Annotated in this window: 22 protein-coding genes and 1 tRNA gene; 10 read left to right on the forward strand and 13 right to left on the reverse strand. The window is 68.2% G+C overall.

What is annotated here, in order from left to right; genetic code table 11:
* Positions 1–9 precede the first annotated feature (9 nt).
* The 4 genes from FGL91_RS01870 (at position 10) to FGL91_RS01885 (ending at position 3,110) form a co-directional block, all read left to right on the forward strand.
* Complete coding sequence (locus FGL91_RS01870) at positions 10–915, forward strand: N-acetyltransferase (RefSeq protein WP_153242905.1); 906 nt, start codon at positions 10–12, stop codon at positions 913–915.
* Between the two features lie 123 nt (positions 916–1,038).
* Positions 1,039–1,815, forward strand: a complete 777-nt coding sequence (locus FGL91_RS01875; RefSeq protein WP_153242906.1) for a CPBP family intramembrane glutamic endopeptidase — start codon at positions 1,039–1,041, stop codon at positions 1,813–1,815.
* A 4-nt stretch (positions 1,816–1,819) separates the two neighbouring features.
* On the forward strand, positions 1,820–2,647 hold the full coding sequence (locus FGL91_RS01880; RefSeq protein WP_153242907.1) for a CPBP family intramembrane glutamic endopeptidase: 828 nt from the start codon (positions 1,820–1,822) through the stop codon (positions 2,645–2,647).
* 10 nt (positions 2,648–2,657) lie between these two features.
* Positions 2,658–3,110, forward strand: coding sequence for a DUF805 domain-containing protein (locus FGL91_RS01885; protein ID WP_153242908.1), 453 nt, complete (start codon positions 2,658–2,660; stop codon positions 3,108–3,110).
* Positions 3,111–3,176: 66 nt separating this feature from the next.
* On the opposite strand, the gene FGL91_RS01890 is transcribed toward FGL91_RS01885, so the two are convergent.
* Positions 3,177–3,995, reverse strand: coding sequence for an SDR family oxidoreductase (locus FGL91_RS01890; RefSeq protein ID WP_153242909.1), 819 nt, complete (start codon positions 3,993–3,995; stop codon positions 3,177–3,179).
* Between the two features lie 101 nt (positions 3,996–4,096).
* Here FGL91_RS01890 and FGL91_RS01895 point away from each other — a divergent pair, with 101 nt between their 5' ends.
* A complete protein-coding gene (locus FGL91_RS01895) occupies positions 4,097–4,741 on the forward strand; it encodes a TetR family transcriptional regulator (RefSeq protein ID WP_134352212.1) in 645 nt (214 codons plus the stop codon).
* Between the two features lie 47 nt (positions 4,742–4,788).
* On the opposite strand, the gene FGL91_RS01900 is transcribed toward FGL91_RS01895, so the two are convergent.
* The 8 genes from FGL91_RS01900 to pcaH are packed head-to-tail and all read right to left on the reverse strand — an operon-like array spanning position 4,789 to position 11,226.
* Entirely contained in the window at positions 4,789–5,958 is a 1,170-nt protein-coding gene (locus FGL91_RS01900) for a thiolase family protein (protein WP_153242910.1), read from the reverse strand.
* The gene (locus FGL91_RS01905) at positions 5,955–6,590 is read right to left on the reverse strand and encodes a 3-oxoacid CoA-transferase subunit B (protein WP_047520218.1); all 636 of its coding nucleotides are present in this window, start codon (positions 6,588–6,590) and stop codon (positions 5,955–5,957) included. Before FGL91_RS01905 ends, FGL91_RS01900 begins: the two co-directional genes overlap by 4 nt.
* On the reverse strand, positions 6,587–7,336 hold the full coding sequence (locus tag FGL91_RS01910; protein ID WP_153242911.1) for a 3-oxoacid CoA-transferase subunit A: 750 nt from the start codon (positions 7,334–7,336) through the stop codon (positions 6,587–6,589). The genes FGL91_RS01905 and FGL91_RS01910 overlap by 4 nt, the downstream gene beginning before the upstream one ends.
* Entirely contained in the window at positions 7,333–7,746 is a 414-nt protein-coding gene (gene pcaC, locus FGL91_RS01915) for a 4-carboxymuconolactone decarboxylase (RefSeq protein ID WP_153242912.1), read from the reverse strand. The genes FGL91_RS01910 and pcaC overlap by 4 nt, the downstream gene beginning before the upstream one ends.
* A complete protein-coding gene (locus tag FGL91_RS01920; RefSeq protein WP_153242913.1) occupies positions 7,743–8,531 on the reverse strand; it encodes an alpha/beta fold hydrolase in 789 nt (262 codons plus the stop codon). The genes pcaC and FGL91_RS01920 overlap by 4 nt, the downstream gene beginning before the upstream one ends.
* On the reverse strand, positions 8,528–9,811 hold the full coding sequence (locus tag FGL91_RS01925; protein ID WP_153242914.1) for a lyase family protein: 1,284 nt from the start codon (positions 9,809–9,811) through the stop codon (positions 8,528–8,530). The genes FGL91_RS01920 and FGL91_RS01925 overlap by 4 nt, the downstream gene beginning before the upstream one ends.
* 36 nt (positions 9,812–9,847) lie before the next feature.
* The gene (gene pcaG, locus FGL91_RS01930; RefSeq protein WP_153242915.1) at positions 9,848–10,408 is read right to left on the reverse strand and encodes a protocatechuate 3,4-dioxygenase subunit alpha; all 561 of its coding nucleotides are present in this window, start codon (positions 10,406–10,408) and stop codon (positions 9,848–9,850) included.
* Entirely contained in the window at positions 10,405–11,226 is an 822-nt protein-coding gene (gene pcaH, locus FGL91_RS01935) for a protocatechuate 3,4-dioxygenase subunit beta (RefSeq protein ID WP_194239289.1), read from the reverse strand. Before pcaH ends, pcaG begins: the two co-directional genes overlap by 4 nt.
* 117 nt (positions 11,227–11,343) lie before the next feature.
* On the opposite strand from pcaH, the gene FGL91_RS01940 reads away from it, so the two are divergent.
* Positions 11,344–12,096: an IclR family transcriptional regulator gene (locus tag FGL91_RS01940; RefSeq protein WP_153242916.1), complete on the forward strand. Its 753-nt coding sequence runs from the start codon at positions 11,344–11,346 to the stop codon at positions 12,094–12,096.
* 87 nt (positions 12,097–12,183) lie between these two features.
* Positions 12,184–13,380, forward strand: a complete 1,197-nt coding sequence (locus FGL91_RS01945) for a 4-hydroxybenzoate 3-monooxygenase (RefSeq protein WP_047520229.1) — start codon at positions 12,184–12,186, stop codon at positions 13,378–13,380.
* Positions 13,381–13,515: 135 nt separating this feature from the next.
* Here the strand turns inward: FGL91_RS01945 and FGL91_RS01950 are convergent, their stop codons facing one another.
* Positions 13,516–13,980 carry a hypothetical protein gene (locus FGL91_RS01950; RefSeq protein WP_153242917.1) on the reverse strand — a complete coding sequence of 155 codons (465 nt, stop codon included), beginning with the start codon at positions 13,978–13,980 and terminating at the stop codon, positions 13,516–13,518.
* Between the two features lie 338 nt (positions 13,981–14,318).
* Here FGL91_RS01950 and FGL91_RS01955 point away from each other — a divergent pair, with 338 nt between their 5' ends.
* Positions 14,319–14,990, forward strand: a complete 672-nt coding sequence (locus FGL91_RS01955; protein ID WP_194239290.1) for a TetR/AcrR family transcriptional regulator — start codon at positions 14,319–14,321, stop codon at positions 14,988–14,990.
* Positions 14,987–16,075 (forward strand): zinc-binding dehydrogenase, encoded by a 1,089-nt coding sequence (locus FGL91_RS01960; protein WP_153242919.1) that lies wholly within the window; start codon positions 14,987–14,989, stop codon positions 16,073–16,075. The genes FGL91_RS01955 and FGL91_RS01960 overlap by 4 nt, the downstream gene beginning before the upstream one ends.
* 143 nt (positions 16,076–16,218) lie before the next feature.
* On the opposite strand, the gene FGL91_RS01970 is transcribed toward FGL91_RS01960, so the two are convergent.
* The 3 genes from FGL91_RS01970 to FGL91_RS01980 all read right to left on the reverse strand — a co-directional run bounded on the left by FGL91_RS01970 (position 16,219) and on the right by FGL91_RS01980 (position 18,912).
* The gene (locus FGL91_RS01970; RefSeq protein WP_227991807.1) at positions 16,219–17,319 is read right to left on the reverse strand and encodes a Fic family protein; all 1,101 of its coding nucleotides are present in this window, start codon (positions 17,317–17,319) and stop codon (positions 16,219–16,221) included.
* Between the two features lie 401 nt (positions 17,320–17,720).
* Positions 17,721–17,811, reverse strand: a tRNA-Ser gene (locus FGL91_RS01975).
* 54 nt (positions 17,812–17,865) lie between these two features.
* The gene (locus FGL91_RS01980; protein WP_153242921.1) at positions 17,866–18,912 is read right to left on the reverse strand and encodes a hypothetical protein; all 1,047 of its coding nucleotides are present in this window, start codon (positions 18,910–18,912) and stop codon (positions 17,866–17,868) included.
* 132 nt (positions 18,913–19,044) lie between these two features.
* On the opposite strand from FGL91_RS01980, the gene FGL91_RS01985 reads away from it, so the two are divergent.
* Positions 19,045–19,821, forward strand: a complete 777-nt coding sequence (locus FGL91_RS01985; protein ID WP_131492242.1) for a hypothetical protein — start codon at positions 19,045–19,047, stop codon at positions 19,819–19,821.
* Positions 19,822–19,829: the final 8 nt, after the last annotated feature.

Here is a 19,829-nt window from a genome sequence, read left to right on the forward strand (position 1 = left end):
AGGCCGATCATGAATGCCACTTTCCGCGCCCGACTCTTCCGGCGTGATGACCGCGATCAACTCACCGATCTGGTGAACGCCCACCTTTCGGCGGTGATCCCGGGAGCTCGCGTCTCGGTGAACGCCGTCCTGAGCAGTTTGGAACGCCAGCCCGACGAGTACGTCGTGGACCCCTGGGTGGTGGAGAGGACGACGATCGTCGTGGAGCAGGACGATCGTCTCGTCGCCGCTGCGCATCTGCACCGGTTCGCCGACTATCCTCGTGTGGGTCACGACTACCGAGGCACCGGGCTGGTGCAGTGGTTTCTGTCCCTGCCACAGCAAGACGCTGACGAGCGGGGAGCCGACGTCCTGATGCAGGCCTGCCTCGCACAATTGCGGGCGTGGACCGTGCTGGCGGCATATGCCGACGGACAGCTCCCCTTCCCCGGGGTCTACGGGATTCCGGCCACGTGGCCGCACGTGCGTGAGGCGCTCGAGCGGGGAGGGTTCTCGCCCGGCGGGGCAACGGAGTCTGTACTCATGGCGACCACAGCCGGGCTCGCTCCCGGAGTGACGAGTCCCGTCTCGCCGGAGTTGACACTCGTGCGGGAACTCGGCTCGCAGGGTCTGCGCTTCGTTGCAACGCAGGGTTCGGAGAAGGTCGGCCACGTTGAAGTGGATCTGACCGTGAATCGCGCAGAGCGACACTCGGCCGGAGCGCGGCTCGCTGAGCTCTCCGATTGGGAGGCAGCCGACTCAGAGGCGCTGGGTCTGCTGGTCAGCGAACTTCGCGAGTGGCTCACACTGAGTGACGTCGATCGAGTGATCGCCGCGATTGACTCCGATGACGCAGAAGAGCGGGCGACATTGACGAAGCTCGGATTCGTCGAGGTCACGTCGACCTCGCGCGGCTGGCGTCGAGATCGACTCTGATTGAGCCAGCGGCTCCGGCCGGGTGAGCATGCGGCCCGGCCGGAAGAGCGGTCTGCGCGGATCGACGAGAGCCTCGGTCACCACGACGCAATTCCGAAATATCGCGTCTGCCATAATCACCACATGAGCTCCCCCGTGCTTCGCGTCCGTCCCCGCGTCTGGATCGGTTTCGCGATCTGGATCGCCTACGTCCTCGTCGTCTTCGGCGTGCAGGTCGCGAGCGGGATCCCTTATGACGAGTGGGGTGACAGCGGGAGCAATCTGTTCCTCGGAGGCGGTCTCTCTCTGATCGTCGCCACCATCCTCCTCGCCATCACGACATCGGTGCTCGGATGGTGGCGACCGGCGCTGTTCGAGGATGCCCGGAGCCATCACCGGTGGCCCGTCTTCGTGCCCATCCTCCTCGCGCTCACCGCGATCCTCACCCTCGCCGTCACCGACTGGGCGTCCTACGACGGCGCATTCTTCGCGGCGTCACTCGTGCTGCTGCTCGTCGGCTTCACCGAGGAGATGACCTCCCGCGGTCTCATGATCGTCGCTCTGCGGAGCCGCCTCTCCGAGGTATGGGTGTGGTTCCTCAGCTCCGCGGCCTTCGGCCTGATGCACTTCATGAACTTCTTCCTCGGTCAGGATCTGGTCCCCACCCTCATCCAGGTCGGCAGCGCCTTCGCCATCGGGACCGTGTTCTACATCCTGCGTCGCACGACCGGGACCCTCATCTGGGCGATGGTGCTGCACGCCGTGTGGGACTTCTCCGTCTTCGCCGTGGGCCACGGCAACCCCGGACCTCTGGCGAATGCGCTCGGCGTGCTGCAGATGACGATCGGAATCCTCGCCATCGCCGTCGTCTGGTTCACGTTCCGCAGCACCCGCACCGCTGACGCAGACGCAACCGTCTGAGCTGATGAGCACCGCCACTCTCCTCAACTACTCGACCTATGCCCTGGCCCTGGCGCTGGGGATCTTCGCGATCATCTGGTTCGCGGTGAAACGCAAGCCCGTCATGCGCAGCATGGGGATCACACTCAACCGATGGCTCCCCGTCGACCTCGGGATCGGTCTCGTCATCCCGTTCGTGGCGATCAGCCTCGCGTTCGTCGCAGAACTCCTTCTCGGCGCCATCACCGTGACTCCCGCAACGCTGACGCTGACGGAGTTCATGAACGGGCTCGGCCTGTTGCTCTTCGGTGCCGCGCTCGAGGAATTCCTCTTCCGCGTCATGCTTCTCAGCGGAGTGGCCATCCTCCTCTCGCGACTGCGGTACGGTCGCTGGATCGCCGTGGCCGCAACCGCGATCCTCTTCGGCGCCATCCATCTCAGCAACCCCGGGGCGTCCGCGATCACGGCATTCGGCACGGGACTGGGCGGCGTCATCTACGCGGTCGCGTTCCTCGCCACCCGCAGCGTCTGGCTGCCATTCGCCCTGCACGTGAGTTGGAACCTCTCCCAGGGCCTCTGGGGGCTCCCCATCAGCGGCGAGACGCTCGTCGCCGGATGGTTCACCACGTCCCCCTCGGGGAACCCGCTTCTCAGCGGTGGCGACTACGGTCCGGAGGCGGGCATTCCGGGCATGCTCGCCCGCGTTCTCATCATCGCCCTGGTGCTGCTCTCTGTGAAGAAGCGCTGGCCCGAGGGCGATTTCGCCACGCTGCGCTTCGCACCCGACCCTGAGAAGCGCATTCGTCAAAAGCGGTCCGGTCGTCGCAGAGTTCACCCGCACGCCGTTCGATAAGGTTCTCGGTGTGACGACGCAGACCACCCTCAGCGCGCCCCTCTACGGCGCCTCGTTCCCGCAGGCGGTCTCGCGCTTCTTTCGCAAGTACGCGACGTTCAGCGGGAGGGCCAGCCGAAGCGAGTATTGGTGGTGGGTGCTGGCGAACACGCTTGTCGCCGTGGCGTTCAATGCCCTCGGACCCGTGACCGACCCACAGTGGGACTCTCGACCCGTCAACCTGCTGTCACCGTTCGCAGCGGGAGGTTCCTTTCCGTTGGCGAGCCCCGTCGGCGTGGCGTTCCTCATCTATGCGACGGCGATCCTCATTCCCGCCCTCGCGCTCACCTGGCGGCGACTTCACGACACGGATCGCAGCGGTGCGTGGTTCTTCATCGTCTTCGTCCCGATCATCGGCGCCATCGTTTTGTTCGTCTTCACCGTGTTGAGCGCGCGCCCCGCCGGTGCCCGGTTCGACCGGTAGGGCGCGAGGATCGAGCACGTCGTCGCACGAACTTGGCGGACTCGCTGACGACCGCGCGACCGACCGCTATTTGCCTTCGGCCTCGCGCGAGACCGGGGCCCACTCGGCCCACTCGTCGAGGCGCTGCTGATAGATGTGCGGAGCGATCTGGGTGGGCTGTTCACCGAAGAACACACGCAGCGGCGCCTTCTCGGCATCGACCACCCTGAGGATCGCCGATCCGAATCCGACGGGCTCGGGGCTCACGGTCCCGGCCATCCGCGCCGCCATCGCCTCGTGGAGCGGTGCGTACGCAGGAAGCGCGTCGGCAGACACAGCGGAGGATCCTGCCCAATCCGTGGCGAACCCACCGGGCTCGACGAGGGTGACCTTGATTCCGAAGCCGGCGACCTCTTGGGCGAGGGACTCCGTGAGACCTTCGAGCGCCCATTTCGATGCGTGGTAGCCGCCGAGAGACGGGAACGCGGCGACGCCGCCGATCGTGGAGATCTGGATGATGTGTCCCGATCCCTGCTCGCGGAGAAGCGGGAGAACGGCCTGCGTGACATGGAAGACGCCGAAGAGGTTCGTCTCCAGCTGGTCGCGCAGCTGCTGCGCGGTGATCTCCTCGACCGTGCCGAAGAGCCCGTACCCTGCATTGTTGATCACGACGTCGAGCCGACCGAACGATTCCTGAGCGGCCCGGACTGCGGCGAAGACCTGGTCCCGATCGGTGACATCCAGCTGAAGCGGAAGGACGGCATCGCCGTACTCTTCCACGAGGTCCTGCAGTGTGTCCGTATTGCGCGCCGTCGCGGCCACCCTGTCACCTCTCTGCAGCGCCGCGACGACGAACTCCCGGCCGAAGCCCTTCGACGAACCGGTGACGAACCAGACCTTGCTCATGATGCTCCTCGATGTTCTTCGACGTCTTGTGACGCCATGTGCAACTATATGCCTGTTTTGACACCGGGTGTCAAGTACGCCCTCGGTGCTAGTATGGAGACATGAGCGAGGACACGCCCCTGCCGATGCGCGCTCGCACACGGAGGCTCGTGCAGACCGAGCTGACGTCGGTGGCGCAGGATCTGTTCGTCGCCCAGGGGTACGACGCGACCACCGTCGATCAGATCGCCGCAGCGGCGGGGATGTCCAAGCGCACGTTCTTCCGCTACTTCCCTTCCAAGGACGACCTGGTGATCGGCAAGTACGACCTGTTCGCCGACCGCATGGCAGAAGCGCTGGACGATCGCCCCGCCGAGGAGCCGGTCTGGGTGTCGCTGCGTCGCGTCTTCGACATCACGCTCGACTACGTCCAGGACGACCGGCAGCGTGCGCGCAACGACGCGATGGACGAGATCGTGCGCAGCTCTCCGCAACTGAACGCTCGATATCTCGAGCGGATGCAGCGCGTGCAGCAGCTCCTCATCGGGCGCGTCGCCACCAGGCTCACCGGCCAGGATCCGGACCCCGCAGACCCCACCGCCGCCGCACTCGTGGGTGCCGCCTTCGCCTGCATGCAGGCCGCACGCAGTGCCTGGTTCGCCTCGGACCGGAGCGCTCCGTTCGGTGACTACCTCGACACGGCCATGGCCGCCTTCCAGACGATCCGCACGACGACCGACCGTGGCGCCGGCCCCCACTCGGGCTGAGTCGACTCCCCGGCGACGAAACCGCAGCAGAATCGAAGAGCGCGCGATCAGCGTTCGAGCACCAGCGCGATGCCCTGACCGACGCCGATGCACAACGCCACGACGGCCACGCCGCTCCCCCGTCGGCGGAGTTCGTGGGCGGCACGCGCGAGGACACGCCCGCCAGATGCACCCAACGGATGCCCGATCGCGATCGCACCGCCGTGCACGTTCACGATCTCGGGATCGACGTCCGGCCATCCCGCGAGGCACGCCAGCGACTGGGACGCGAACGCCTCATTCAGCTCGACCAGGTCGACCTCGGACCAGGTGCGCCCCGCACGGGTGAGCGCGCGATTCGCGGCCTCGACCGGTGCGATGCCGAACACGTCGGGGTCGTTGCCGAACACGCCGCGACCCGCGATGCGCGCGAGCGGCTCGGTGCCGACGGCCCCTTCGCTCCCGAGCAGCACGGCGGAGGCACCGTCGCTGATGGGTGACGAGTTGCCGGCGGTGACCGTGCCGTCGGTCGCGAACAGCGCACGCAGCCCACCGAGCTTCTCGAGGGTCGAGTCCTCGCGGATGCCCTCGTCGCGGGTGAGCGCAGCGCCGGGCACCTCGACGATCTCGTCCGCGAAGACACCGCGGCTCCAGGCCTGCGCTGCACGCTGGTGGCTGCGCAACGCGAAGGCATCCTGCTCGTCCCTCGAGATCCCGAACATCGTCGCGAGCTTCTCGGCGGACTCCCCGTTGGAGATCGTCCACTCCTTCGGCAGAGCGGGGTTCGTCATCCGCCAGCCGATCGCCGTGTTCCACATCTGCTGGTTGCCGACCGCCGGCCACGGCTTCGCCGACTTCTCGACGACGAACGGCGCGCGACTCATCGACTCGACGCCCCCGGCGAGCACGATCTCGGCATCGCCCGACTCGATCGCCCGCGACCCCTGGATCACCGCCTCGAGGCTCGACCCGCAGAGCCGGTTCACCGTCGCGCCCGGCACCGTCGTCGGGAAGCCGGCGAGGAGCGCGGCGAACCGGGCGACGTCGCGGTTGTCCTCACCGGCCTGGTTCGCATCGCCCAGGAGCACGTCGTCGATGCGTGCGGGGTCGATGCCCGTCCGCTCGACGACGGCGCGGAGCGTCACGGCGGCGAGGTCGTCGGGGCGGATCCCGGCGAGCGCCCCGCCCGCGCGCCCGAACGGGGTACGGACGGCGTCGTAGACGAAGGAGGCGGTCATGAGAGTTCCAATCCGGTCAGAGCGCGGAGCGTCTCGAGGGTGTTCTCGCCGAACGTCTCTCGCACCGAGAACCCTGCCGGCGTGACGTCGAAGATCGCGTGATCGGTGTAGACGCGTGTGACGCACCCCACTCCCGTGAGCGGGTACGTGCAGTCGTCCACGAGCTTGGATGAGCCGTCCTTGGCGAGCAGATCGGTCATCACGAACACCTGCTTCGCACCGATCGCCAGATCCATCGCTCCACCGACCGCCGGGATGGCTCCGGGTGCCCCCGTCGACCAGTTGGCCAGGTCGCCGTTCTGCGCCACCTGGAACGCTCCGAGCACGCAGATGTCGAGGTGCCCGCCGCGCATCATCGCGAAGGAGTCGGCGTGGTGGAAGTACGAGGCTCCGGCGAGGGCCGTGACCGGTTGCTTCCCTGCGTTGATGAGGTCGGGATCGATGCGATCGGATGCCGGCGCCGGTCCCATCCCGAGCAGCCCGTTCTCGGTGTGCAGGACGATCTCGAGGTCGTCCGGCAGGAAGTTCGCGACCAGCGTGGGGGCGCCGATACCGAGGTTGACGATCGCACCCTCGGGGATGTCGGCAGCGATGCGCGCCGCCAGCTCGTCGCGGGTGATCCGGGTACTCATCGTCCACTCTCCGCTCCGGTGGCCAGCGGGCGCCCTTCGATGTCGACGCCTCCGGTGAAGCCGTCGCCATCGAGCCAGGCGCGTCGTCCGACCGCGACGACCCGATCCACGAACAGCCCCGGCGTCACGACGGTTTCAGGGTCGAGGGACCCGAGGGGCACGATCTCGTCGACCTGCACGATCGTCGTGGTCGCAGCGGTGGCCATGACGGGTCCGAAGTTGCGGGCGGTCTCCCGATAGACCAGGTTGCCCCAGCGGTCGGCGGCCCGTGCGCTGACGAGGGCGACATCCGCGGAGATCGGGTACTCCAGCACGAAGCGACGGCCGTCGATCGTGCGCTCCTCCTTGCCCTCCGCGAGCTGCGTGCCCACGCCCGTGGGAGAGAAGAACGCCCCGATACCCGCGCCCGCAGCGCGGATGCGCTCGGCCAGGTTGCCCTGCGCGACGATCTCGAGCTCGATCTCCCCCGCCCGGTACAGACCGTCGAACACCCAGGAGTCGTGCTGACGCGGGAAGGAGCAGACGATCCGTCGCACCCGGCGTTCCGCGAGCAGAGCCGCCAGACCGATGTCCCCGTTCCCCGCGTTGTTCGCGACGATCGTGAGGTCCCGCGCTCCCTGGGCGATGAGCGCGTCGATGAGCTCGACGGGCTGTCCTGCCCGGCCGAAACCGCCGATCATCACGGTCGCGCCGTCGGCGATCCCTGCCACTGCCGTCGCGGCATCCGGAACCGTCTTGTCGATCACGAGCGGCCCTCGCCGTCGTGGTCACCGGGCTGTGTCGAGAAGACCTCGCCGGCGATCCGGAACGCGGTGTTCGCGGCGGGGACACCGGAGTAGACGGCCGACTGCAGGATCACCTCGCGGATCTCCTCGATGGTGAGACCGTTGCGCCGTGCGGCGCGCAGATGCATCGCGAGCTCTTCGTGGTGCCCGTGCGCGATGAGCGAGGAGAGCACGGCGATCGATCGCGACCGGCGGTCGAGTCCGGGACGAGACCAGACATCTCCCCAGGCGACCCGGGTGATGAAGTCCTGGAAGTCCGCGGTGAGGTCCGTGGTCGCGGCGATCGCTCGGTCGACGTGCGCATCGGAGAGCACTTCGCGGCGCACCGCCATCCCCTGCGCTCGGCGCTCGTCATCGGTGAGTCCGGTCATGATCGGCCTTCCTTCGTGAAGAACTCGGTCAACAGCTGCTCGACCGCGACGGGATCGTCGACCGGCGCGAGGTGCGAAGCCTCCGGGATGCCGCGAGCCCGGCCGTGGCGCACGCCGTCGGCGATCTCGCGGGCTGAGGTCTCCGGCGTCACCGCGTCATTTGCGCCCCAGACCGCGAGCACCGGCGTCCGGATCTCGCCGAGGCGGTCCCGGACGTCGAATTCGGCGAGCGCCTCACAGCACAGGGCATAGCTCTCGTCGTCGGTGTCCTGCAGCACGTGCAGCAGCCGTCCGGTCACGTCGGGGTGCGCGGCGACCGAGCCGGGCGCGAACCAGCGCTGCGCGGACCCGATGATCAGCGACGACGTCGACTGCGCGCGCACCTGGGCCGCCCGGTCATGCCAGCCCTCCGGCGTTCCGATCGCGGCGCCGGAGCAGAGGATCGCGGCACTCTCGACGAGTTCAGGATGCCGGAGCATGATCTCCAGACCGACAGCGCCGCCGAGGGACACCCCGGCGTAGCGGATGCGGTCAGCCCCGAGATCCGCCCCGACATCGGCGACGGCATCGGCGACGGCATCGGCGAGATCCGCGACGGAGAACGGCGCATCCGCCGGGGGCGCCGCACCGTGCCCCGGCAGATCCCAGAGGACCACGCGGTGAGTCCGTGCCAGTGCGGGGACGACGCCCTCCCAGAGGATCGCCGACGTGCCGAGCGAGGGGCCGAGCACGAGGAGCGGGGCATCGGCGGGGCCGACCGGGTCGGTGACGGCGATCGTGGTCATGAGCGGTCTCCGTGCTCGCCGGTGTAGGCAGCGGGGTCGATCAGGTCGGCGATGTCGAGGTCGGCGGCCTCGGGGAGCGCGCGCAGCAGCGAACCGAGGTCCGCCCCCGCGTCCGCCTCTCGGATGAGCGCGTCGAAGCGGTCCCGCCCGATCAGCGGAACGAGCACGAGCGCCAGACGTTCGCTGACCAGCAGGCCACCGGTGAGCGCGAGGTTGTGCGCCGCGGCGCAGGCGTCCACCCGGAGGTTCTCGGACAGTGAGACGGCATGGGCCGAAGCGCCGAGCGCCAGGCGCAGGAGTTCGCGCAGGGTCGGCCATTCCGCATGCCAGGAACCGGCCGGGCGCTCGTCCGCGGCGAGCGCGGCCGCGAGGTGAAGCGTGGCACCGAGCTGCGGGGCACGAAGCGCTGCCGAGCGGATGAGGGTCGATGCGACCGGATTCTGCTTCTGCGGCATGGCCGACGATCCGCCACGCGTGCCTTCCCTGAGCTCTCCGATCTCGGTGCGACTGAGGGTCGCGACGTCGCCGGCGATCTTGCCGAGCGCATCGAGTGCCTGCACGAGCGCATCGCCGAGTTCGGTGACGGGCCACCGGGTGACCTGCCAGGATTCCGGGGCGTCGTCGAGGCCGACCCGCGCGGCGAACGCGGTGACGAGAGCCCGGGCGTCGACCGCGGATCCCGTGATCTCGAGGAACGAGGCGCGGGTCCCCGCGGCACCGGCGAGTTGGGCGGGGAGGGTGAGCGCGTCCAGGCGCACGAGGGCGCGATCGATGCCGCGCCGCCAGGTGGCGATGCGGGCGCCGAGGGTCATCGGCACGGCGTGCTGCGTGAGCGTCCGTGCCGCCACCACGGTGTCGCCGTGTCGCGTGACGACGTCGTCCAGGTTCGCCGTGACTCTGCTCAGCGACTCCCGCAGCCGGTCGACGGCGGCGCGGGCGGCGATCATGAGTGCGGTGTCGATGATGTCCTGGCTGGTGGCGCCGCGGTGCACCCACACCCGCTGATCGGCGGCGACGAGGGCCCTGAGCTGACCGACCAGGGGGATCACCGGGTTGCCGCCCGCGACGGCATCCGCCGCGAGCGCGTCCGCGTCGATCATGTGGTCGAACACCGCGTCGATGATCGGGTGCTCGTCGGACGCCAGCATCCCGATGTCCGCGTATGCCGCGACCAGCGCCCGCTCGGCGGCGAGGAGCGCATCGAGCACCGCCCTGTCGCCGACGAGGCGATCATGCCCGACCGTGAGCGGGGAGAGCAGTCCGAGGTCGAAGGAAGTCATCCGTGTCCCCTCTCCCGCACGGCGCGGCTCATGCGTTCAATAGACAAGGAACACCGTCTCCCCCTCGCCCTGCAGGCGGATGTCGTGCTGCAACCCTCCCTCGTCGGTGCGGATCGCGACCAGGGTGTTCCGCTCTTCGGGGGTCAGCGATGAGAGCAGCGGATCGGCGGCGAGCGCGGCGACGTCGTCCGGCAGGTAGATACGGGTGTGCAGCTTGTCGGGCAGACCGCGCGCATAGATGATCGCGGCGAAGAACGGGGCACGCCCAGGGGAGGCACCCGGGTTCCTCGTCCAGAACTCGTAGTGACCATCGTCGTTCGCGAAGGCCCGGCCGAAGCCGGTGAAGGAGTGGTCGTCGCGGCGGAAGGCTCCGCGTACACGGGGCACTGCGCCGTCGGCGTCCGCTCCGAAGATCTCGATGAAGGCATCGGGGATCGGGTTCCCCGCTCCGTCACGCACGGTGCCGCCGAGCAGGATGCTTCCCGGCGCGTGGGGGAACGCGATCTCGTGCATCTTCGTATACTCGACGCCGTAGGCGAAGAACGGGCCGACGGTCTGGCCCGGTGTGGGCCGGTGGGTCCTCGCGGGCACGGTCATGCGTCGTCCTCCTGCTCGAACCAGGTCGCATCGGGACCGTCGACGACGATGTCGAAGCGGTAGCCCGTCGACCACTCCGGCGATGTCAGGTCGTGGTCGTACACCCCGACGAGGGCGTCGCGGTCCTTCTGCCGCCAGATGGTGTTGTAGATCGGATCGAGCGCGAAGAGCGGGTCGCCGGGGAAGTACATCTGCGTCACGAGGCGCTGGGTGAAAGAAGAGCCGAACACCGAGAAGTGGATGTGCGCGGGGCGCCAGGCGTTCACGTGGTTCTTCCACGGGTACGGGCCCGGCTTGATGGTGGTGAAGAGGTATTCGCCGTGGTCGTTCGTCACCGCTCTTCCCGCGCCCGTGAAGTTCGGATCGAGCGGAGCAGGGTGCTGATCGCGCTGATGGATGTATCGACCGGCCGAGTTCGCCTGCCAGATCTCGATGAGCTGGTTCGCGATCGGGCGCCCCCACGAGTCGAGCAGTCGCCCGCGCACCGTCATCCGCTCGCCGAGGGGCTCACCGGAGTGCTGGATCGTGAGGTCCGATTCGATCGCCGCGACATCGCGCTGTCCGAACGCGGGCGAGAGCAGCTCGATGGTCTCCGGGTCGACGAGCTGGGGGTTCTTGGTCGGATGCCTCAGGATGCTCGACCGGTACGGACGGAAATCACGGATCGTGGCGGGAAGCCGCTCCCCCGTCGCCGCGCGGTCGGCGAGCGAGGCGTGCACGTCGGCGATCTCTTGTGTGATGCTGGCCTGCGTCACCTGGTCCGGTGAGGCCAGCAGCGTCTCGGGGGCCGCGACGGCGGTTCCGGCTGCAGAGGTCATGGCGTCTCCTTCGACACGGCGGTGACAATGACAGCATCCTGTTCCCTCCCGCTCAGAATCGGTGGCACATTCCCACTGAATGGGAGTCGATACTTTCGGGTGTGGCATGATCTCGGCATGGCCAACTCCCCCTCCGGCGATTCCGTGACGGAGCGTCTGATCCGCGTCCTCGAGACCTTCACCCCGGCGCGCACGGTGCAGACCGCAGCCGATATCGGCAGGCGCGCCGGCCTCCCCGCCTCCAGCGCGCATCGCATCGTCGGCGAGCTGGTGGACGCGGGGATGCTGGAACGCGATGATGACCGGCGCATCCGCATCGGCATGCGGCTGTGGGAGCTCGCCACCCGGTCGTCGCACGCCCTGCGGCTGCGACAGGCCGCGATGCCGTCGATGGAGCGTGTGCAGTCGCGGGTGCGCGAGCACACACAGCTCGCGATCCTCGAACAGGACGAGGCGCTGTTCCTCGAGCGGTTGAGCAGTCCCGAGTCCGGATCGAACGTGACACGCATCGCCGGGCGCCTTCCGCTGCACGCCTCGTCCTCCGGCCTCGTGCTGCTCGCCTACGCGGATCGCGCGCTGCAGGAGCGGGTGCTCTCGGGTCCGCTGATGTCGGTGACGAGCGAGACCATCACGGAGCCGTCGCTCCTCCGCCGCAAGCTCACCGAGGTGCGCACGATCGGACATGCCGTCGCCCCCGGCTACATCGAGGCGGTATCCACGGGCGTGGCCGTGCCCGTCCACGACGAGACCGGTGACGTGGCGGCCGCGCTCTCAGTCGTGCTCCGAAGGGATGCGCCGACCGAACCCGCGCTCCGGGAGCTCTTCGCCGCCGCACGGGAGATCGAGCGCGCACTCGGCGGACGCCGATGACGCTGAATCCCATTCAACGGTAGAGCGTGAGTCCGGCTCCACGGAGTCGCCCACACTGACTGGCGAACATCCGTCGAAGGAGACGCCATGACCACCACCGTCCGCACCCGTGTCGCGATCGTCGGCGCAGGGCCCGCAGGTCTTCTGCTGTCACACCTCCTCGCCGAGGCCGGAATCGAATCGATCGTGCTCGACCGCCGGAGCCGTGCGGAGATCGAGTCGACCATCCGCGCCGGCATCCTCGAACAGGAGACCGTCCGGGTGCTGAGTGAGTCCGGCGCGAGCGAGCGGGTGCTCGCGGTCGGCACCCGCCACGACGGTATCGAACTGCGCTTCGAGGGCGAGGGACACCGCATCGACTTCCCGTCACTGACAGGGCGGAGCGTCTGGTTGTACCCGCAGCACGAGGTGCTCAAGGACCTGATCGCCGCGCGGCTCGCGGCTGGCCAGGACCTCCGATTCGAGACCGAGGTCACCGGTGTCGGCGACGTCGAGACCGATCGGCCGTGGGTGACGGCGACCACTGCGGACGGCGACGCGGTGCGGATCGACGCCGACTTCGTGGTCGGCGCCGACGGCTCGCGCAGCGTCGTCCGCCCCGCGGTCACCGGTTCGTCGACCGGCGGCTATTTCCGGGAGTACCCGTTCGCGTGGTTCGGCATCCTGTGCGAGGCCCCGCCGAGCGCGGACGAACTGATCTACAGCAACTCCGCCGAGGGTTTCGCACTCATCAGTCAGCGCAGCGCGACCGTGCAGCGCATGTACTTCCAATGCGATCCGGACGCCGCCCCGGGCGCCCTGTCGGACGAGGAGATCTGGGAGACCTTGCAGGCGCGGGTGCCGGGCACCGCCCTCGCGACCGGACCCGTCATCCAGCGCGACGTCCTCCGGTTCCGCAGCTTCGTGGCGCACGAGCTGCGGCACGGGCGCGCGGTGCTCGTCGGCGATGCGGCCCATACGGTTCCGCCGACCGGGGCGAAGGGCATGAACCTCGCGGTCGCCGACGTCGTGCTGCTCGACCGCGCTCTGCAGGCGCTTCTTCTCGAGAACGACGCCCGCCTCATCGACGCCTTCGCCGAGACGGCACTGCAGCGCATCTGGAAAGCGCAGCACTTCTCCTGGTGGATGACGAGCATGCTGCACACCGCACGCGATGCGAGCGACTTCGACCGTCGGCGCCAGATCGGCGAGCTGCGATCGGTCGTCGAGTCGGAGGCGGGGCAGACGTTCCTCGCCGAGGCGTACACGGGTTGGCCGCACGAAGGTTCGCCCGGGCGCTCGTGAACGGCTTCGCGGCGAGGACATACTTGCGCGCACCCAGCGCGGCATAGTGATGCACCGCACCCCGGACACGCTGTTCGCGAGCGCACCGGCAGTCGCTACGGAGCGTGGCAGCAAGGCGACCACCGTCTGGCGATATCAGGAGTCGTTGTCGGCGGGCGCGAGCGCCCGTGCGATGAACACGGACGCGGGAATGTGGCCGACGGCGAGGACGACAGCAGCGGCGGCGATCCACGGGTTACTCAGCCAGGCAGCGGCGCTGAGGAACACGACGACCGGGAGGGTCGCCATCGGCACGGGAACCACCCACCACGGCCGATAGAGTGTCGCCCCTTCCCGCCCCGTGAGCAGGTAGCGGGCCCATAGTGCGTAGTAGCCGCCCAGGCCGCAGAACGTGGGGATCGCCCACCAACCGGCGAGTTCGCCCTGCTGGGTGATCGCGGGCACCACCAGGCACAGGGCCTGACCCGCGCGTTCAATCCATCCGAGCGCGCGTGGCACATGTGCGACGGGCCGCGGGGTCTGTGGCGGGAACAGCACCAGCAGCAGGTTGGGGGCGAGCACAGCGAGGCTGATGATCAGGCCCAGGGTCGAGAATCCCACACCCGGAGGCTACCGCCCACAGAGTCCGCTTCTCAGTGTTGAACATCGAGGGCTCATACACCGCTGCGATCTCTTCCATGGTTGCAGCCTACGAAGCCGCATCCGAGCGTCCGGCACGAGCGATCCGATGATTGTGCATCGCCAGTACGGCGAATGCCGCTGCGGGACCGGCGATGTGGTCGTCGAGCTGGGAGCACCTGAGCGACAGGGGAACACCGTGCGGTCCCGCGCCTGCCGCGTGACCTGAGCCGGCTCAGGCGGCGGCGTGCGCCGTCGAGAAGGCGGTGCGCTAGCCGGTTTTCTAGACGTCTGTCTAGAAACAGATGTACGATGGATGCATGATGCGCGGCGCCGTGACGGCAGACATCGCAACCGTCCGAGACTCGATCCGTGCCTCGTCGGACCCCAGGGTCGCGGCGACCCGGACGCGGCTCTCCGACGCTGTGAGATCGTTGGCGCTCGCGGGCCGGGCGATCACGGTGAGCAGTCTCGTCGCCGAGGCGCGAGTGAGTCGTGCCACGTTCTACACCCACTTCTCGGGCATCGACGATCTCGCCCTCCATCTGCAGGAGCAGGCATTCCGCGACATCGCGGCCGAGACCCGAGCGCACGGCATCTCGGCCTCAACCGACGACTCCGCGATGGCGCGGTCGCAGCGCGCGCTGATCGAGCACTACGCGACGTACCGTGCGCTCTACGCGGCAGCTTTCAGCGTCGCGGTGCCTCGGGGTGCGGAGTCGCGCGTCGCGGAGCTGATGAAGGTCGAGATCCTCGCGCACATACGCGAAATCACCTCGCCGCCGCCCGGGATCGATCCGGACATCGCCGCCACCTACATCGCGCACGCCGCGACCGGGCTCATCGCGTCCTGGGTCCTCGACGACCTCACGGCACGACCCGACGAGATCGCGGAGCACCTCACGCAGCTCATGCCGCGCTGGATGATCTCCGGCCAGCCCACGTCCGCCGGAGACACCGACGGCCCCAGAAGAAAGAAGAACCAGCAATGAAGGCAACACTCGTCCGCGAGATCGGCGCAGGATTCGTCAGTGCGGACATCGACATCGCCCAGCCCATCGGTCGCGAAGTGCTCGTCGACGTGAAGGCATCCGGCCTCTGCCACACTGACCTCACCATGTCCCGCTTCGAGATGGGCAACCCTCTACCCGGCGTCTTCGGACACGAGCTCGCCGGCGTCGTCACCGCGGTCGGTCCGGACGTGACGGACATCGCAATCGGCGACCATGTCGTCGGCTGCCTCGTGCAGTACTGCGGCGCCTGCGAGAAGTGCCTGTCCGGCAAGGTCTTCCAGTGCCTCCACCCGGAGAAGACCCTCCGCGCACCGGACGAGGCGCCGCGGCTCAGCGAGAACGGCGCACCCGTGGGGCAGGCCTTCGGGCTGGGCGGGTTCGCCCAGCAGGCTCTCGTGCACGAGAATCAGCTCGTGACGGTGCCGGACGAAGTTCCGTTCGCCCAGGCGGCACTCCTCGGCTGCGGCGTCGTCACCGGCGCAGGCTCCGTCCTCAACACCGCGAACGTGCAGGCGGGCGACGCCATCGTCGTCATCGGCGCCGGAGGGGTGGGTCTGAACGCCATCAACGGCGCGGTCATCGCCGGTGCGACCACGATCATCGCCGTGGACATCGCCGACGACAAGCTCGCGAAGGCGAAGGAGTTCGGGGCCACTCACGCCGTGAACTCGACGGAGGTCGACCCGGTCGCCGCCGTGCACGAGATCACCGGCAACGGCGCGGATGCGGTGTTCGACTTCGTCGGCACGAAGACCGTGGCGGAACAGGGGCTGGAGATGGCCGCGCCCGGTGGTGGCCTCTACCTCATCGGTGTCATCGATCCCACCTCGCACATCGACGTGCATCAGGTCGGACTGATCGGTTCTCAGAAGCGCATCCAGGGCGTCTACATGGGCTCGACCACGGCCAAGCGAGACATCCCGATGTACGCGAAGCTCTACCTCGAGGGCCGGTTCGAGCTCGACTCGCTGCTGTCGAAGGAGATCGCGCTCGACGAGGTCAACGAGGGCTACGACGCTCTCAAGGACCCGAGCGTCACGCGCGTCGTCATCACGTCGCTCTGACCCGACCTCGTGCGTGGGAGGACGCCCATCAGGCGTCCTCCCACGCACGGTCGACCCGCATCAGGGACGACGACGGGAAAGCAGGGCGAACGCGGTCTCCGCGATCGAGGCCAGACGGGCGGGACTGTGACCGTAGGCACCAGTCAGGTCGTCATCGTGATTTGGATGCGCCGGTCAAGATCATCGAGCTCGGCAAGAAGCTCGGACGCAACCCATACGCGGTCTCTCTTGCGTCCGGTGATCTCCTCGATGAACCCGGCTGCGGCGAGCTGATCGATCGCCAGGTAGGCTGCGGGCGTAGATGCGCCGGATCGCCGCTCGATCTCCGCAGCGGTCATGACCGGGTGGTCGTAGAACGCGGGGATCAGCGCTGCAGCTGCAGAGCCCTTCCGTGGCTTCAGCTCATCCATCCACTCGTCCGGGAGGGCCTTGATGCGAGCGATGGAGTCGCGCGAGCAGATCGCGGCAGACCGCGCCGATCGTGCGAAGAGGTCGATTAGCGGTGATGGCTCGCCCTTGCGATACTCGCCGAGCGCGGCGAAGTAGTCGTCGCGCTTCGCAAGCAGACCGCTTGCGAGGGGGACGACGGCGTTGCGGGTCACACCCCGCCGACGGAACACGGCCGACACCAGGGCGCGACCGATGCGGCCGTTGCCGTCGGTGAAAGCGTGGATCGACTCGAATTGGGCATGACCGATAGCAGCCTGCGTCATCACAGGCACGTCGTCGCGGTTGAGGTAGGTGATGAGGTCGTCGACCAGCGCGGGCACCCGCACAGGATCCGGTGGGACATGCAGGGCGCCTCGGGGCGAATAGTCGCTTCCGCCGATCCAGTTCTGCATGTCGCGCAGCCGCCCGGCGTAGCCCGCCTCCATCGGATCGCCCTTCATCAGAGCGCGGTGCGCCACCAGCAGATCGTCGAGTTCGAAGCGCCCGCGCTCTCCGACGACCGTGACCAGGCTGTGCAGCGCGGTGCTCGCGGCCACCATACTCGTCGCTGAGGTGTTCGAGCGGTTTCCGGCCAGGGCCTTGGCGTAGTCGACCGCATCAGCGGTGATGCGCTCGATCTTCGACGAGGCGACGGACTCGGTGCGGATCATGAAGCGGCTCATCGCCACCGAGTGCCCCTCGGCATCGGTATCCGCCTGCGCCACGGCGAGCAGCGCCTCCTCCGAGGTGACCGTCGTCTTGACAGGCGGCAGGTAGTCCAGCTTCGAGATCGTCGGAGGGATAGTCGCGTCCACGGAACTGAGCATCCGATCAGCCCGGGTTCCACCGCGCAACCGCTGACGCCAAGGCAGCGTTTCGACATTGTGTGCAGGCCACGGGGTCCCAGCGAGCTCAGGAGATTCCATACCGAGATTTTCTCCTGTATTACTCAAGTTTGCTAGGTCCAAAGTTGAATAACGAGAGTGCTATTCCAGGAAAAGTCGGAAGGACGCGCATCGCAGGCGTGGCGTCCAGGCAGGCCGTTCTCGACACTGCTGACGCGTGCGGCGCGCGACATCGCACCTCGCGCATCACGGGGCGGCTCGCCGAGAGCCCTTGCAAAGCATGCCATCGGGACACCGACGAGATCTGCACCACAGATGCACCACGCCCCATCCCGAATACGGAAAAACCCCCGATTTCTCGGGGGTTTCCATGGCGGTGACGGTGGGATTTGAACCCACGGTAGGGGGTTACCCTACACAACTTTTCGAGAGTTGCACCTTCGGCCGCTCGGACACGTCACCGCGGAATAGCTTACGCGAGAGCGGGCGAGCGCGCGAATCGGGCGCCCAGAGCATTCACCAGGCGGCGGCGACCTCTGCGTGCGTGCGCAGGATGCCCTCGGTCGATCCGGCCGGTGCACGACCGATGCCGCACTCGGTGGCGACCCCGAACCGCTCCGCGAACGGGCGGGCGGCGGCGACACGGCGCGCGGCCCCTTCCGCGCCGTCTTCGCGGTGGACGAGTCCGAGGTACAGCTCTTCGACGGGTGCGAGGTCGGCGAGAGGGGCGAAGTAGCCTTCGTCGTCGCGCTCGATCGGCACCGGCAGGTGCAACCAGGTGAGGGGACGCGCCGTCGCCGCCAGGACCGCGTTCGCGTAGCGGACCAGGTTCGCGGAATCGGTCGGCTCGATGAAGTGCTTCTCCCCCGCGTCGCCGTAGCAGAGGTGCACGCCGACCTCCACGCCTGCCGGCACGGCGTCGATCAGTTCGGCCAGCCGCGCGACGAGGCCGTCGAACGGATCACCGGGCCACCAGGCCTCCATGACCGCTCCGTAACCGGCTGCTCGCTCGATGATGCCCATCTCGCTGGCCACATCCCACTGCACAGCAAGGTCATCGTGCGGGATCGCCTCGAGGATCTCCTCGAGCTCACGCAGGATCGCGGCGGTGTAGACGGGCTCGATCGCCGCCCGGTCGTCCCCACGGAAGAAGGAGGAGATCACGGCGAGCGGTGTCGGCAGCGACACCTGGAACCGCACCTCGGCCGGCACGAGACCCTCCGCACGGAGGCGCGTGAACACCGCGTACGACTCGATCGCGGCCGCCGCGTATCCGAGCGCGGGAAGTTCGATGCCCGCTGCGTCCACGCCCTCGCCGATGCGCAGACCACGGGCGTCGATCCCGGCCGGGAACGGGATGGGCTCGTCGCCGATGCGCTCGATCCCTTCGGCCTGGCCGATCACATCGGGCTGGAACATGATCCAGTGGAATCGTTTGCCGACCTCGCCGTCCGGGATGCGCCGGAGGCGGGCGCCGAGCACATCCACGGCTGTGCGGATCGTCGTCTCGGCATCGTCGAAGTTCACACTGCCCACGAGGAGGGCGCCCTGCGGCTGAGTCATCACCCCAGGATATCGGCGCGGGATTCCGCGCTTTTCTCCGGCCGGCCACCGGGCGGCGGGACGCCCGAAGAGTTAGGATGTCCTAAGAACCCGCCGCCTGTGGGGGCAGCGATGACGGGAAGGGTACGCAGTATGGGCTTCATCACCTCGGAGGCGCTGGCCGACACCGGCTACGTGGTCCTCGACGATCACTCCGCACCGGGCGACCCCGCCGAATGGCTCGACCTGGAATACGTCCGCTGGCGCTCCTCCGGCGTCACGCGCTTCGCCCCGCTCGCCAGCTACGCGGGCGACGTGGACTGCAACGGCTTCTGGAACCACACGCCGCCGCGCACCGACAAGGACGGCGTGTGGATCGACTCCCAGGTGGCGATCGCGCCCACCCTGCAGCGTCGCGCGCTGGAGCCCGGCGCGGGCATCGGACGGTGCCGCGTGATCGAGCTGCAACCGAACGAGTACGCCGATGCGATCTACAACCTGCATCAGGACGACAACAACCGCCTCAACGAAGAGGGCACCGGCTGGGTCGTCCGCGGATTCTTCAATCTGTCCGACGACACCGAGTCGATGCTGATCCTGCGCGCCGACCGCTTCGACCCGGCGACCGAGGTCCGGCTGCCGCTCCGCGCCGGCTCGCGCATCATCGTCGACACCCAGCGCTTCTGGCACGCGGTCTGGCATCGCGGCACCGCACCCCGCTACGCACTCATCACCTCCTGGACCAGCGGCCCCGAACTCGACGCGTACATCGCGGCGAACCACGGCGACCCGCATCCGCCCACCGTCGACCTCGATCCGCAGTTCGTCGATGAGGCGCAGGTCGAGTTGCACCGCCGCATCGAAGAGCGCCGCCGTGCCTTCGAAGCGCAGGGCATCGTGATGGAACCGCCCGTCGACATGAACGCCTGACCCGCGAG

This window comes from Microbacterium sp. CBA3102 (assembly GCF_007954505.1).
Classification (GTDB): Bacteria; Actinomycetota; Actinomycetes; order Actinomycetales; family Microbacteriaceae; genus Microbacterium; species Microbacterium aurugineum.